Origin of the sequence: Pseudomonas sp. 43mfcvi1.1 (assembly GCF_900115935.1) — a bacterium.
GTDB lineage: Bacteria > Pseudomonadota > Gammaproteobacteria > Pseudomonadales > Pseudomonadaceae > Aquipseudomonas > Aquipseudomonas bijieensis.
In genome coordinates, this window is sequence record NZ_UETT01000006.1 from 112369 (window position 1) to 126369 (window position 14001).

The window sequence follows — 14001 nt, forward strand, 5'->3', positions numbered from 1 at the left end:
GCAGGGGCGGGCAATGTTCCAAAGAGAAACCGGAGCGAGTTATGGCAGGTCATTCCAAGTGGGCGAATATCAAGCACCGCAAAGAACGTCAGGATGCCAAGAGAGGCAAGATCTTCACCAAGTGGATCCGTGAGCTGACGGTCGCGGCCCGCCAGGGTGGCGGCGATCCGGGTTCCAACCCGCGCTTGCGCCTGGCCCTGGACAAGGCGCTGGGTGCGAACATGAGCCGCGATATCATCGACCGTGCGATCGCCCGTGGCGCCGGTGCGACCGAGGCCGACAACGTTGAAGAGCTGACCTACGAAGGTTATGGTCCGGGCGGCGTGGCGGTGATGGTCGAATGCATGACCGACAACCGCAACCGTACCGCTGCCGCCGTGCGTCACGCCTTCAGCAAATGCGGCGGCAACCTGGGTACCGATGGCTCGGTGGCCTATCTGTTCGAGCGCAAGGGGCAGATCAGCTTCGCGCCGGGCCTCGACGAAGATGCCCTGACGGAGGCGGCCCTGGAGGCCGACGCCGATGATGTGGTCAGCCATGAAGACGGTTCGTTCGACGTGTTCACTTCGTTCGCCAGCTTCTACGCCGTGCGTAATGCCCTGGAAGCGGCTGGGTTCAAGCCGGCCGATGCGGAAATCGTCATGCAACCGACCACCAGCGCCGAGCTGGACCTGGAAGGTGCCGAGAAGGTGCTCAAGCTGATCGATATGCTTGAAGACCTTGACGATGTGCAGAACGTTTATTCCAACGCCGATATTCCGGAGTCGGTGGCTGAACAGCTTGGCTGATATTGTTGTGTGCAACGGGTTCTATCCAAATGCATGATTGCCAGGGTGGGAGCGGGCTTGCTCGCGAATGCGGTGCATCAGTCGATATTCATGTCGGATGTGACGCCCTCTTCGCGAGCAAGCCCGCTCCCACATGTCCAGGTAACTCCCTCTTCAAACCGCAGGCGCTATGACTTTAATCCTTGGCATCGACCCCGGTTCGCGCATCACCGGCTACGGCGTGGTTCGCGACACCGGGCGCGGCTGCGTGTATGTGGCGTCTGGCTGCATCCGCACCGGTGCGGGTGAGCTGCACGAGCGCTTGCAGATTGTTTATCGCGGCGTGCGTGAAGTCATCCAGACCTACGGCCCAGTCACCATGGGCATCGAAAAGGTCTTCATGGCGCGCAACGCCGACTCGGCCTTGAAGCTGGGACAGGCCCGTGGCGCGGCAATCGTGGCCGGTGCCGAGGAGGCCCTGGAGATCGCCGAATACACCGCGACCCAGGTCAAGCAGGCGGTTGTTGGCACAGGGGCGGCGAACAAGGAGCAGGTGCAGATGATGGTGATGCACCTGTTGAAGCTGGTCAGCAAGCCGCAGATCGATGCCTCCGATGCCCTGGCCATCGCCATTTGCCATGCCCATACCCGTTCCAGTCTGTTGCCTCACGGCCTGGGAGCCGCACGCAGTCGTGGCGGGCGCCTGCGTCTCTGATAGCATCAGCGCTTCATTCATGAACCCGAGTAAGTTGCGCCTGTGTCGTCGGCCTTTATGCTCGTGTTGATATTCGCCAGCCTGCGGGCTGGCCAACACCCAAGGATCTGAAACGTGATTGGACGCTTGCGCGGCACCCTGGCTGAAAAACAGCCGCCGCACCTGATTCTGGATGTAAACGGCCTGGGCTATGAGCTTGAAGTGCCCATGACCACGCTGTATCGCTTACCGTCGGTCGGCGAGCCACTGACCCTGCACACCCATTTGGTCGTGCGCGAGGATGCGCAGTTACTCTATGGCTTCGTCGGCAAGCGCGAGCGGGATTTCTTCCGCGAACTGATCCGTCTCAACGGCGTCGGCCCGAAATTGGCCCTGGCCTTGATGTCGAGCCTGGAAGTCGACGAGCTGGTGCGGTGCGTGCAGTCCCAGGACACCTCGGCCCTGACCAAGGTGCCGGGTGTGGGCAAGAAAACCGCCGAGCGCCTGCTGGTCGAACTCAAGGACCGTTTCAAGGCCTGGGAAGCCGTGCCGGCGATGTTCGCCCTGGTGCCGAACCAGCCGGACGCGCCTGTGCCTGCGGTCAGCGCCGAAAACGATGCGGTCACCGCACTGATCTCCCTGGGCTACAAGCCGCAGGAAGCCAGCAAGGCGATTTCCGCCATCAAGGAAAAAGGCCTGAGTACGGAAGACATGATTCGTCGTGCCCTGAAGGGAATGATTTAAGTGATTGAAGCTGACCGTCTGATCGCCGCCACGGGCGCCCCCCGTGACCGCGAGGAAATCCAGGACCGCGCGATTCGTCCTGTCAGCCTGGCCGACTACATCGGTCAACCGACTGTGCGCGAACAGATGGAGCTGTTCATCCAGGCGGCCCGGGGGCGCAGCGAGTCCCTGGATCACACCTTGATCTTCGGCCCGCCGGGCCTGGGCAAGACCACCCTGGCCAACATCATTGCCCAGGAAATGGGGGTGTCGATCAAGAGCACGTCCGGGCCGGTCCTTGAACGGCCGGGTGACCTGGCGGCGCTGCTGACCAATCTCGAACCCCATGACGTGCTGTTCATCGACGAAATCCATCGGCTGTCGCCCATCGTCGAGGAAGTGCTGTACCCGGCAATGGAAGATTTCCAGCTCGACATCATGATTGGCGAGGGGCCGGCCGCGCGCTCCATCAAGCTCGACCTGCCGCCTTTCACCCTGGTGGGCGCCACCACCCGTGCCGGCATGCTGACCAATCCGCTGCGCGACCGTTTCGGTATCGTCCAGCGCCTGGAGTTCTACAGCAACGCCGACCTGGCGACGATTGTCAGCCGCTCGGCGGGTATCCTCGGGCTGCCGCTGGACCCGGACGGTGCCTATGAAATCGCCCGGCGTGCCCGGGGAACGCCGCGGATCGCCAACCGGCTGCTGCGTCGGGTCCGGGATTTTGCCGAAGTCCGGGCCAAGGGCCACATCACCAAGCCGATTGCCGACCTGGCGCTGAACCTGCTGGACATCGACGAGCGTGGCTTCGATCACCAGGACCGGCGCCTGCTGCTGACCATGATCGAGAAGTTCGACGGTGGCCCGGTGGGCGTGGACAGCCTGGCGGCGGCCATCAGCGAAGAGCGCCACACCATTGAAGATGTGCTGGAGCCGTACCTGATCCAGCAGGGCTACATCATGCGTACCCCTCGTGGGCGCGTGGTGACCCGTCATGCTTATCTGCATTTTGGCTTAAACATCCCGACACGAATGGGTGAGATGCCGGTGGTAGACGAATTCCTCGATGCCGTGGACGATTGAACGAGCTCTGTACGCCGACTTTTTTCCGGTTCGTGCTGTCCCAGACGACGCCTGGAGCGTCAATGCGTTCGAGAATGAAAAAACAGTTGCCTGGCCGATTGGCAACCTGAGGAGTAAGCACTAGAGTATGCGCGCGCAAAACGGGCTGGAGTCGTTCGCACATCGCTGTCGCGTTTATTACGAGGACACCGATGCTGGCGGCATCGTCTACTACGTCAATTACCTCAAGTTTATGGAACGGGCTCGAACCGAACGGCTGCGGGAACTGGGTTTCGCCCAATCCGCGCTGGCAGGGGAGGACCTGTTATTCGTCGTGCATTCCAGCGAAGCGCGCTACCACGCGCCGGCGCGACTGGACGACGAACTGGTGGTAAGTGCCGATGTCATCGAATTGAACCGTGTCAGCCTGCGCTTCAAGCAGCAGGTCAGGCGGGCTACGGATAACGTGCTGCTCTGTGAAGGGCAGTTTTTGGTGGCCTGTGTGCGCACCCATAGTTTGAAACCCCGGGCCATTCCCGAAGCTCTACGTGCGGCCTTTGCCGGCGTGAGCGGCGCGGGTACACACTCAGAGCAGGAGATAAAGCGTGGAAGCTAACGTCGTCGACCATTCCTCCATGTGGAGCCTGGTCAGCAATGCCAGCGTCGTGGTGCAACTGGTAATGCTGACCCTGGTAGCCGCATCGGTGACCTCATGGATCATGATCTTTCAGCGCAGCAACATGCTGCGCGCCGGTCGCCGTGCCCTGGAGAGCTTCGAAGAGCGCTTCTGGTCCGGTATCGACCTGTCCAAGCTCTATCGCCAGGCCGGTAGCAACCCGGACCCGGATTCGGGTGTGGAGCAGATCTTTCGTGCCGGCTTCAAGGAGTTCTCCCGCCTGCGCCAGCAGCCGGGCGTCGATCCTGAAGCGGTGATGGAAGGCGTGGCCCGTGCCATGCGCGTGGCCATTTCCCGCGAAGAAGAAAAGCTCGAGCAGGGCCTGTCGTTCCTCGCCACCGTCGGTTCGGTCAGCCCGTACATCGGTCTGTTCGGTACCGTGTGGGGGATCATGAACTCCTTCCGTGGCCTGGCCTCCGCCCAGCAAGCGACCCTGGCCACCGTGGCCCCGGGCATCGCCGAGGCACTGATCGCCACCGCCATCGGCCTGTTCGCGGCCATCCCGGCCGTTATCGCCTACAACCGCTTCGCTGCCCGCAGCGAAATGCTGACCGGCCGTTACTACACCTTCGCCGATGAATTCCAGGCGATCCTGCACCGCAAAGTGCACACCAGCGAAGAATAAGCAGGTATTTCCCAATGGCTTTAATCGCTCGAGCCCGAAAAAAGCGCAAGCCGGTTGCCGAGATGAACGTGGTGCCCTACATCGACGTGATGTTGGTGCTGCTGGTCATCTTCATGGTGACCGCGCCGATGCTCAATCAGGGCGTGAAGGTCGATCTGCCCAAGGTTTCCAGCGAAGCCTTGCCGCAGGACAACAACACCCAGGTACTGACCATTTCGATCAAGGCTGACAAGACCTACTACTGGAACCTTGGCAGCGAAGTCGATACCGAGAAGCAGCAGGACCGCGCCATGACCTTGCCGCAGATGACTGATGCGGTGACCAAGATCATTCGTGTCGGCAACGATGCCGGCAAGCGCACCCAGGTTTTCATTCGCGGCGACAAGACCGTCGACTACGGTGCGGTGATGGGCGCCATGGGCGGTTTGCAGAAAGCCGGGGTCGGTAACGTTGGCTTGATCACTGAGGCGCCCTGATGCAGCAACAGCGAGAGCCGTCCGCCTCGGAAAGCTACTTCTGGCCCAGTGTCCTGGCAATCGGCCTGCATGTGCTGGTGTTCGGCATGCTGTTCGTCAGTTTTGCCATGACTCCGGAGCTGCCGCCGGCCAAGCCGATCGTGCAGGCGACGTTGTACCAGCTCAAATCGAAAAGCCAGGCTACGACCCAGACGAACCAGAAGCTTGCGGGTGAGGCGAAGAAGTCCGCCGCGCGCCAGACTGAAGTCGAGCAGATGGAACAGAAGAAGGTCGAGCAGGAAGCGATAAAGGCAGCGGAACAAAAGAAAGAGGAAGCGGCTCAAAAGGCCGAGGAAGCCAAGAAGGCCGATGAGGCGAAGAAAGCGGAAGAGGCGAAAAAGGCTGACGAAGCCAAGAAAGCCGATGACGCCAAGAAAGCCGCCGAGGCGAAAAAGGCAGAAGAGAAACAATTGGCTGATATAGCCAAGAAGAAAGCCGAAGAAGAAGCCAAGAAAGCCGCTGAAGAAGAGGCCAAGAAAGCGGCCGCTGAAGAAGCGAAGAAAAAGATCGTCGAGGACGCGAAGAAAAAAGCGGCCGAAGACGCCAAGAAGAAAGCTGAAGCCGAAGAGGCGAAAAAGAAAGTCGCCGAAGACGCGAAGAAGAAAGCCGCCGCCGACGCCGCCAAGAAAAAGGCCCAGGACGCAGCGCGTAAATCCGCCGAAGACAAAAAGGCCCAGGCCTTGGCAGATTTGCTTTCCGACACGCCAGAGCGCCAGCAGGCATTGGCTGACGAGCAGGGCGATGAAGTCGCCGGCAGTTTCGATGATTTGATTCGCGCACGAGCGGCAGAAGGCTGGGCTCGTCCACCTTCGGCGCGCAAAGGCATGACGGTAGTATTGCAAATCGGCATGTTGCCCGACGGTACGGTTACCTCGGTCAGCGTCGCCAAGTCCAGTGGTGACGGTCCGTTCGACGCTTCGGCGGTCGCAGCGGTCAAGAACATTGGGCGATTGACGGAAATGCAAGGAATGAAACCGAGCGACTTCGCTCCCTATCGTTCATTCAAGATGACATTCACACCTGAGGATCTAGCCTTGTGAGAAACCTTCTTCGAGGAATGCTTGTCGTTATCTGCTGCCTGGCAGGGATAGCGGTAGCAGAGGAAAAGAACATCCTGGTCACCAGCGGCAGCGACCGGGCGACCCCGATCGCCGTCGTACCGTTCGGCTGGCAGGGCGGTAGCGTCCTGCCGGACGACATGGCGGAGATCATCGGCAACGACCTGCGCAACTCGGGTTACTACGCGCCGATCCCCAAACAGAACATGATCAGCCTGCCGACCCAGGCCAGCGAAGTCATCTACCGTGACTGGAAGGCCCTGGGCGCCCAGTACATCATGGTCGGCAGCATCGTTCCGGCCGGCGGTCGCCTGCAGGTGCAGTACGCCCTGTTCAACGTCGCCACCGAGCAGCAAGTGCTGACCGGCAGCGTGTCGGGCAGCGTCGATCAGTTGCGCGACATGGCGCACTACATCTCCGACCAGTCGTTCGAGAAACTCACCGGCATCAAGGGCGCATTCTCTACCCGCATGCTCTACGTGACGGCCGAGCGCTTCTCCGAGAACAACACCCGCTACACCCTGCAGCGCTCCGACTATGACGGCGCCCGTGCGGTGACCCTGCTTCAATCGCGCGAGCCGATCCTGTCGCCGCGTTTCGCTCCAGATGGCAAGCGCATCGCCTATGTCTCGTTCGAGCAGAAGCGTCCACGTATCTTCATGCAGCACATCGACACCGGTCGCCGCGAGCAGATCACCAACTTCGAAGGCCTGAACGGCGCGCCAGCCTGGTCGCCGGACGGCTCGCGCCTGGCGTTCGTGCTGTCCAAGGACGGTAACCCGGACGTCTACGTGATGAATCTGGCTTCGCGTTCGATCTCCCGCGTCACCAATGGCCCAGGCATCAACACCGAACCGTTCTGGGGCAAGGATGGCTCGACCATCTACTTTACCTCCGACCGTGGCGGCAAGCCGCAGATCTACAAGACCAGTGCTGGTGGTGGCGGTGCCGAACGCGTGACGTTCGTGGGTAACTACAACGCCAACCCTAAACTGTCGGCGGACGAAAAGACTCTGGTGATGATCCATCGCCAGGACGGTTTCACTAATTTCAAGGTGGCGGCCCAGGATTTGCAGCGCGGAAGTGTAAAAATCCTCACTGATAGCACTCTGGACGAGTCACCTACTGTTGCGCCCAACGGCACCATGGTAATCTACGCCACCCGCCAGCAGGGCCGGGGAGTCTTGATGCTCGTGTCCATTAATGGACGCGTGAGGCTCCCGCTTCCTACCGCTCAAGGCGAAGTCAGAGAACCGTCCTGGTCCCCTTACCTGAACTGACGCGGCGCTATACGTTTTACTTAACACACTGGGGTTCATTAGGAGTTTCACGATGGAAATGCTGAAGTTTGGTAAATTTGCTGCGCTGGCTCTGGCCATGGCTGTAGCTGTAGGTTGCTCGTCCAAAGGCGGCGACAATGCCGGTGAAGGCGCTGTTGATCCAAACGCTGGTTACGGCGCTAACACTGGTGCAGTTGACGGCTCCCTGAGCGAAGAAGCTGCTCTGCGCGCAATCACCACCTTCTACTTCGAATACGACAGCTCGGACCTGAAGCCAGAAGCCATGCGCGCTCTGGACGTTCACGCCAAGGACCTGAAAGCAAACGGCGCTCGCGTTGTTCTGGAAGGCAACACCGACGAACGTGGTACTCGTGAGTACAACATGGCACTGGGCGAGCGTCGTGCGAAAGCCGTTCAACGCTACCTGGTACTGCAAGGTGTTTCCCCAGCTCAGCTGGAACTGGTTTCCTACGGCGAAGAGCGTCCAGTTGCTACCGGCAACGACGAGCAGTCCTGGGCTCAAAACCGTCGCGTCGAACTGCGTAAGTAATTCGTCATGCGAACGTGCCGTCGTGCTGTAACTGTTCTGGCTCTCAGCCTCGCGCCGCTTGCGGCGTGGGCTGCGGTTCCTGTGGTCGATAACGATGCCGGCTATAACAATAGCGGGAGCAGTTATCCGCCTGCAGGTTACGGTACGAACGGCGCCTATGCCGGGGGAGGGGTTTCGGCCCCTGTCTCGGCACAGGGCCAGCTGTTCAACCAACTGCAGCAAATGCAGGATCAGATATCGCGCCAACAGGGTGTGATCGAAGAACTGCAAAATGATATTTCGCGCATGAAGCAGGAAAACCTGGAGCGATACCAGGATCTTGATCGGCGCATAGGATCCGGCGTTGCACCTGCCGCGACTCCCGAGAATTCTCCTGCCGGTGGCGACTTGAACGCCCCCGGTGCAGCCGCTGGCGCTGGCGCGGGGGCTGCTGCTCCAGCAGCACCTGCCGCCGGTGGCGAGCCCGCTGATCCGGCGAAGGAAAAGCTCTATTACGACGCTGCCTTCGACCTGATCAAGGCCAAGGATTTCGACAAGGCCAGCCAGGCCTTTGCCGCTTTCCTGCGCAAATACCCAAACAGCCAGTACGCGGGCAATGCCCAATACTGGCTGGGCGAAGTGAACCTGGCCAAGGGCGACCTGCAAGGCGCTGGCCAGGCGTTCGCCAAGGTTTCGCAGTTGTATCCCAAGCACGCCAAGGTGCCGGATTCGCTGTACAAGCTGGCTGACGTAGAGCGCCGCCTTGGTCATACCGACAAGGTGAAAGGCATTCTGCAGCAGGTGGTGGCTCAATATCCGGGTACGTCGGCTGCCCAGTTGGCCCAGCGTGATCTGCAACGCATGTAAGCCAGCTTGACCTGTTTTTGAAGAAACCCGCGCCTGTCGCGGGTTTTTTCGTTAGAATTCACGCCCTTTTTATGAAACACGCTTTTTGGGATCTGCGCGTTGGCGGGGTTCCTTGAAGTGCCTGACGGAGGCGGACAGCCTGTTTAGCTGTTACGCCCGTGGCGACTATGCAAGACACATTGAGAATCACCGAAGTTTTTTACTCGTTGCAGGGTGAAACGCGCACGGCTGGGCTGCCCACGGTATTTGTGCGCCTCACCGGTTGCCCGTTGCGCTGCCAATACTGTGACAGCGCCTACGCTTTCAGCGGCGGCACCTTGCGAACCCTCGACGATATCCTGGAACAAGTGGCCAGTTATCGTCCGCGTTATGTCTGCGTCACGGGCGGTGAGCCATTGGCGCAACCCAACGCCATCCCTTTGCTCAAGCAGCTGTGTGATGCCGGTTACGAGGTTTCGCTGGAGACCAGCGGCGCCCTGGATATCTCGGCCGTCGACCCGCGCGTCAGTCGCGTCGTGGACCTGAAGACTCCAGGCTCCAAGGAAGCGCACCGCAACCGTTACGAGAATATCGAACTGCTGACACCCAACGATCAGGTCAAGTTCGTGATCTGTTCGCGGGAAGATTATGACTGGGCCGTGTCCAAGCTGATCCAGTACGGACTCGACCAGCGGGCCGGCGAAGTGTTGTTGTCGCCGAGCCATCACGATTTGAGCGCCCGGGAGCTGGCGGACTGGGTGGTGGCGGATAACCTGCCGGTGCGCCTGCAATTGCAGCTGCATAAATATCTTTGGAACGACGAGCCGGGGCGCTGATATGACTGATTCGAACATTGCGGAAAAACGTGCGGTCATCCTGCTGTCCGGTGGCCTGGATTCGGCCACTGTCGTGGCCATGGCCCGTGCCGAGGGTTACCGCTGCTACACCATGAGTTTCGACTATGGCCAGCGCCACCGAGCTGAACTGCACGCCGCCGAACGAGTTGCCCGGGACCAGGGTGTGGTGGAGCACAAAGTGATCGGCCTGAACCTCAATGGCATCGGCGGCTCGGCCTTGACCGACAGTTCCATCGACGTGCCCGAGGCGCCTGGCGAAGGTATCCCGGTGACGTATGTGCCGGCACGCAACACTGTGTTCCTGTCATTGGCATTGGGCTGGGCCGAAGTGCTGGGTGCCCGCGACATTTTCATTGGCGTCAATGCCGTGGATTATTCCGGTTACCCGGATTGCCGTCCGGAGTTCGTCGAAGCCTTCGAGCGCATGGCCAACCTGGCGACCAAGGCCGGCGTAGAGGGGCAGGGCTTTCGCATCCAGGCGCCGCTGCAGAATCTCAGCAAGGCCGACATCGTCAAGGCCGGTGTGAAGCTTGGCGTGGACTACGGGCTCACTGTTTCCTGCTATCAGGCCGACGATCAGGGCCGTGCTTGCGGCAAGTGCGACAGCTGCCGCCTGCGTGCGGAAGGCTTCGCGGCCGCGGGTGTGAGCGATCCAACTCGTTATTTTTGATTTATTTCAAATTAAGTGTTGAATAGTCCTTAGAAATCAGTATTATACGCGCCACCACACAGCGGGTCGTTAGCTCAGTTGGTAGAGCAGTTGGCTTTTAACCAATTGGTCGTAGGTTCGAATCCCACACGACCCACCATTTTTTGCAGTTTTAAAAGTCTGGAAGGCCCACGAAAGTGAGGATTTCCGGATTTTTTTTTGCCTGCGTGAAAGTGGCCGGACGAATCCCGAATCTGGCCGGGGTCATGGCAGTCCTTGGGCTACGCCATTAACCTGGAAAAAATAGCCTCAGCTCCTAGACTGTTGAAGCCCGCTCCCTGTTCAAGCGCAGCGCGCATCTCGTTCATAAAGTGCGCGAGGTTCGATCAAGGAGGATTCGACATGAAGCTGCGAATTACCCAGTTTGCTCCCTTCGATCAGGTCAAGGATATCAAGGCTGATATCAAGGGCGGATGGTGCGCCGGGGTAACCGCCATGGTCGGCGCTGCCGTGGGTGCCTATGACGTGGAAGGCCAACCCGATTTTGGGCATTGGGTCGAACATGTCGCTTTTGTAAGAGCCAAGGCGGCGTTGCTGAAGATCAATTCCAGTCTCAACACGGCCGAAACGCTGCAGGCCGTCCTGGGCCGATATCAGAAAACCCGCGACGTCTGCGGTGACCTGCATAAACCCGAATATGAAGCGCGTGGTTGCAAAGTTCTCCTGAGCTTATCGGGATGGTTTCCAGTGCTGGGTTATGCGTCCTACCTGAAAAATTCCAAATGGCTGACCAATCATATCGGCTACATCATCCGAGGCGGGGACAAGCTGGTGTTGTTCGACCCCAATTACGGTATCGGTTTGTTCACCATTGAGGATGCGCTGCCGCTGAACCTGAACGAGCTGACCAAGGCGATCGGCATCCTCGCCTGGAAGAGTGGCCTTTCCAGTTACCTGCTGTCCTACACGGCGGCCACTTCCGTTGTTGACGAAGATCCCTTGCAACTGCGCTTGTCGAACGATATCGAGGAGAAAGCCCGGGCCTTGAGAGAGCTCAGCGGTCGTTTTTTTACCGGGACAAAGTAGCAGCGTTAGCGGATGTGTCGCCCATAACCCTTTGGGTCAAACCGCAATACCATCACCATCATCAACGCCATGATCGCCGTGAGCGACCACCAGGCCCACTCGAAACTGCCCAATTGATCGCGGATCATTCCGGCAATCAAAGGCGAGAGCCCGGCGATGAGATAGCCCACACCCTGCACGAACGCCGTAAGACCGCCGGCCCGGCGTGGGTTGTCCAGGTGGTCGAGGGACACGATCAGGCTCATGGGGAACAGGCCGCCGATACCCAGTCCCAGCAGGCAGGGCCAGAGCAGGCTGAAGCGTTCCGGGCTGAGGATCAGGCCGCAGAAGCCGCCGATGATCAGGGCCAGCAGGACGCCCAGGAGCAGGCGTTTATCCCGGCTGCGGTTGGCTATCGCCGGAACGACCAGGCCGGACAACACTTCCATGGCCGTAAGCAATCCCAGCAGCAGGCCCGCGTGCTGTTCGCTCCAGCCCTTTTCCACGTAGTACGGCGCCAGCCAGGCCAGCACGCAAGTGTAGGAGGCGGTGCCCAGGCCAAAGAAAATCGCCAGCAGCCAGGCCCGCGCGTTGCTGGAAAACGTTTCGTGCTGCCGGGACGCTGCTTCGGGCAAGGAGGTGATGCTCGAGCGTTGGCCGTACCAGCTGCCGAGGGCGATCAGCGCCAGCAATGCCCAGATCGCCAGGCCGAGGCGCCAGCTACCGGTCTGTGCCAGGACAAAAGGTGAAAACGAAGCGGCAATCGCCGCACCGCCCATGATGGACGTGACGTACAAGCCCATGAGCAGCGAGACGTTGTCGGCGAAGCGCGACTTGATCAGTGCCGGCATCACGGCCTGGATCAAGGCGATCCCGAGCCCGGCCACGATCGCACTGGCAATCAGTCCGGCGGCGCTGTCCAGATACAAGCGCGACACCGTGGCGAGCCCAATGATCAACAGCGACAGCACGATGGTGCGGTGTTCACCGATGCGCAGGGCGATGCGCATGCCCAGGAACATTGCCAGGCCCATCGACATGACGGGCAACATGGTCAACAGCGAGGCGGTGCTGAAATTCAGGGGGACCTCGCCGCGAATGGCGGACAGCAGCGGTCCGACCGCCGCCATCGAGGGCCGTAGGTTCAGCGCCACCAACACGATGCTGACCAGCAGCCAGGCGGCGTGGGTGCTTGAGGTTCGAACGTTTTCCATGACAGGGCCTTGGTTGGACAAGGCCCCATTTAGGCCTGGGCGTCTTGCGGCGGGCAAACTGAAAACTGGCTGGTGGTATTGAAAAATTAAATACCGCCCTCGGTTATTCCATCTCCGGGCTCAGCGTCCCCAACCACGCCACCAAGCCGAGAATGACCACTGCCACAGAGAACTCCAGGACCATGCTGCGCCGCAGGGCATTCACCGCGACCCGGTGCTCACCGGTCTGTCGGGCGTTCTCCAGGAGTGGGCTCAGGTGAAAACGGTTCAGCGCGGCGAACACCAGCATGACCGCGAACAAGGTGAGTTTGAGCGCCAGCAACTGACCATAGGTGCTGTCGAGTAGCCCCGTGATACTTGGGCCGACGATGAACAGGTAATTGATCACCCCTGTCACGCTGATGACCACCACGATCACCGCCCCGGCGGTTTCAAACCCGGTCAATGTCCGGGCCAGTACCGCCAAGCGAGGCTCGGACTGGCGAAGCAGCAGGGCGAACGCGGCCAAGGCGCCGACCCAGCCACCCGCCGCCCATAGGTGCAGGAAGTCGGTGATGAAGTGCCAACTGCGGCGTGCGCCTTCGTCCATCGCACCGTGCCCTGCCCAGGCCAGCGTCGCCAAAGCCACGGCTCCGCCCAGCAGGACCAGGCCCAGGCTGGCGGTCGGCCAGCGTTTATTGAGCATCACGGCGAAACCGGCCAGCAGCAGCGCCGCCATGCGCAGGGTCCAACTCAAGCCGACGTCGGTTTCCCATACCATCATTTCAATGTGCGGCCACAGCTCGATCCAGTCCGAAACGCCGCTCATGGCCCAGGTCATGCACACCATGGCGGCGAGGGAGAGCAACCCACCCAGCACCGCCGTGGTCGCCAGCAGCGGCGCGAAAGGCAACTGCGCACCCGACACCCGCTCCTGGCCTCGCAGGCTATAAAGACCGAACGCGGCCAGGCCGAACAGCAACATCAAATCCAGGTACAGGGCAAAGCGCAGCACAATGTTGATCGAATCGCTCATCAACTCACTTCACCTTGAACGTGACGTTGCCGGTGATCGGGTGAGTGTCGGACGATACCGCGCGCCACTGGACCTGATAGGTGCCAGCGGTGAGAGGCGTATTCGGGGTAATGACCATGGTTTTCGGGTCATCGCTGCCGGAGACCTTGGCTGGCATGGGCATCGGCGCATGGGCCGCCATGCCGGGCATCTCGGTCATCATCAGCTTGGCACCGGAGAGTTTGGTCATCAGGTTCTCGGAGAAGTGCAGTTCTATTTTTGCCGGCGCCGCCCCATCGGCGCCTTCGGCGGGGGTGGAGGACAGCAGTTTCGGATGGGCCTGGGCCAGGCCACTGAGCAACAGGCCTGTGGACAAGGCGACGGCAACGACAGCGTTTTTGATGAGTGACATGCAAGGACTCCTACAGCTCGGTTTTTAGTTTTTAG

Annotated in this window: 17 protein-coding genes and 1 tRNA gene; 15 read left to right on the forward strand and 3 right to left on the reverse strand. The window is 60.3% G+C overall.

The genetic code is table 11. From position 1 onward, the window contains the following. Positions 1-41 precede the first annotated feature (41 nt). From DTP52_RS13480 to DTP52_RS13550, 15 genes are all read left to right on the forward strand, one after another. Positions 42-788, forward strand: coding sequence for a YebC/PmpR family DNA-binding transcriptional regulator (locus DTP52_RS13480; protein ID WP_018614256.1), 747 nt, complete (start codon positions 42-44; stop codon positions 786-788). 169 nt (positions 789-957) lie between these two features. Beyond that, on the forward strand, positions 958-1482 hold the full coding sequence (gene ruvC, locus DTP52_RS13485) for a crossover junction endodeoxyribonuclease RuvC (RefSeq protein WP_109753806.1): 525 nt from the start codon (positions 958-960) through the stop codon (positions 1480-1482). Positions 1483-1596: 114 nt separating this feature from the next. After that, a complete protein-coding gene (gene ruvA, locus DTP52_RS13490) occupies positions 1597-2205 on the forward strand; it encodes a Holliday junction branch migration protein RuvA (RefSeq protein ID WP_053124616.1) in 609 nt (202 codons plus the stop codon). Further along, positions 2206-3267 (forward strand): Holliday junction branch migration DNA helicase RuvB, encoded by a 1062-nt coding sequence (gene ruvB, locus DTP52_RS13495; protein WP_109753807.1) that lies wholly within the window; start codon positions 2206-2208, stop codon positions 3265-3267. Between the two features lie 127 nt (positions 3268-3394). After that, on the forward strand, positions 3395-3862 hold the full coding sequence (ybgC, locus tag DTP52_RS13500) for a tol-pal system-associated acyl-CoA thioesterase (RefSeq protein ID WP_003205037.1): 468 nt from the start codon (positions 3395-3397) through the stop codon (positions 3860-3862). After that, complete coding sequence (tolQ, locus tag DTP52_RS13505; RefSeq protein WP_014339916.1) at positions 3852-4547, forward strand: protein TolQ; 696 nt, start codon at positions 3852-3854, stop codon at positions 4545-4547. The genes ybgC and tolQ overlap by 11 nt, the downstream gene beginning before the upstream one ends. Before the next feature lie 23 nt (positions 4548-4570). Beyond that, positions 4571-5023: a protein TolR gene (tolR, locus tag DTP52_RS13510; RefSeq protein WP_161798348.1), complete on the forward strand. Its 453-nt coding sequence runs from the start codon at positions 4571-4573 to the stop codon at positions 5021-5023. Further along, entirely contained in the window at positions 5023-6102 is a 1080-nt protein-coding gene (gene tolA / locus DTP52_RS13515) for a cell envelope integrity protein TolA (RefSeq protein WP_109753808.1), read from the forward strand. The genes tolR and tolA overlap by 1 nt, the downstream gene beginning before the upstream one ends. Then, positions 6099-7400, forward strand: coding sequence for a Tol-Pal system beta propeller repeat protein TolB (gene tolB, locus DTP52_RS13520; RefSeq protein ID WP_109753809.1), 1302 nt, complete (start codon positions 6099-6101; stop codon positions 7398-7400). Before tolA ends, tolB begins: the two co-directional genes overlap by 4 nt. A gap of 52 nt (positions 7401-7452) precedes the next feature. After that, entirely contained in the window at positions 7453-7950 is a 498-nt protein-coding gene (gene pal / locus DTP52_RS13525) for a peptidoglycan-associated lipoprotein Pal (protein ID WP_003178634.1), read from the forward strand. Positions 7951-7956: 6 nt separating this feature from the next. Beyond that, complete coding sequence (gene ybgF, locus DTP52_RS13530) at positions 7957-8796, forward strand: tol-pal system protein YbgF (protein ID WP_109753810.1); 840 nt, start codon at positions 7957-7959, stop codon at positions 8794-8796. Positions 8797-8963: 167 nt separating this feature from the next. After that, entirely contained in the window at positions 8964-9611 is a 648-nt protein-coding gene (gene queE, locus DTP52_RS13535; RefSeq protein ID WP_109753811.1) for a 7-carboxy-7-deazaguanine synthase QueE, read from the forward strand. A 16-nt stretch (positions 9612-9627) separates the two neighbouring features. Further along, a complete protein-coding gene (gene queC / locus DTP52_RS13540) occupies positions 9628-10302 on the forward strand; it encodes a 7-cyano-7-deazaguanine synthase QueC (protein WP_162893921.1) in 675 nt (224 codons plus the stop codon). A 63-nt stretch (positions 10303-10365) separates the two neighbouring features. Then, positions 10366-10441: transfer RNA gene (locus DTP52_RS13545), tRNA-Lys, on the forward strand. Between the two features lie 242 nt (positions 10442-10683). Then, positions 10684-11367, forward strand: a complete 684-nt coding sequence (locus tag DTP52_RS13550) for a hypothetical protein (protein WP_109753813.1) — start codon at positions 10684-10686, stop codon at positions 11365-11367. Positions 11368-11372: 5 nt separating this feature from the next. Here DTP52_RS13550 and DTP52_RS13555 read toward each other — a convergent pair whose 3' ends face one another. The 3 genes from DTP52_RS13555 to copC all read right to left on the reverse strand — a co-directional run bounded on the left by DTP52_RS13555 (position 11373) and on the right by copC (position 13966). Beyond that, positions 11373-12560: a cyanate transporter gene (locus DTP52_RS13555; protein WP_109753814.1), complete on the reverse strand. Its 1188-nt coding sequence runs from the start codon at positions 12558-12560 to the stop codon at positions 11373-11375. 103 nt (positions 12561-12663) lie between these two features. Continuing rightward, the gene (gene copD / locus DTP52_RS13560) at positions 12664-13575 is read right to left on the reverse strand and encodes a copper homeostasis membrane protein CopD (protein WP_109753815.1); all 912 of its coding nucleotides are present in this window, start codon (positions 13573-13575) and stop codon (positions 12664-12666) included. Between the two features lie 4 nt (positions 13576-13579). Then, entirely contained in the window at positions 13580-13966 is a 387-nt protein-coding gene (gene copC, locus DTP52_RS13565; protein ID WP_109753816.1) for a copper homeostasis periplasmic binding protein CopC, read from the reverse strand. Between the last annotated feature and the right edge of the window lie 35 nt (positions 13967-14001).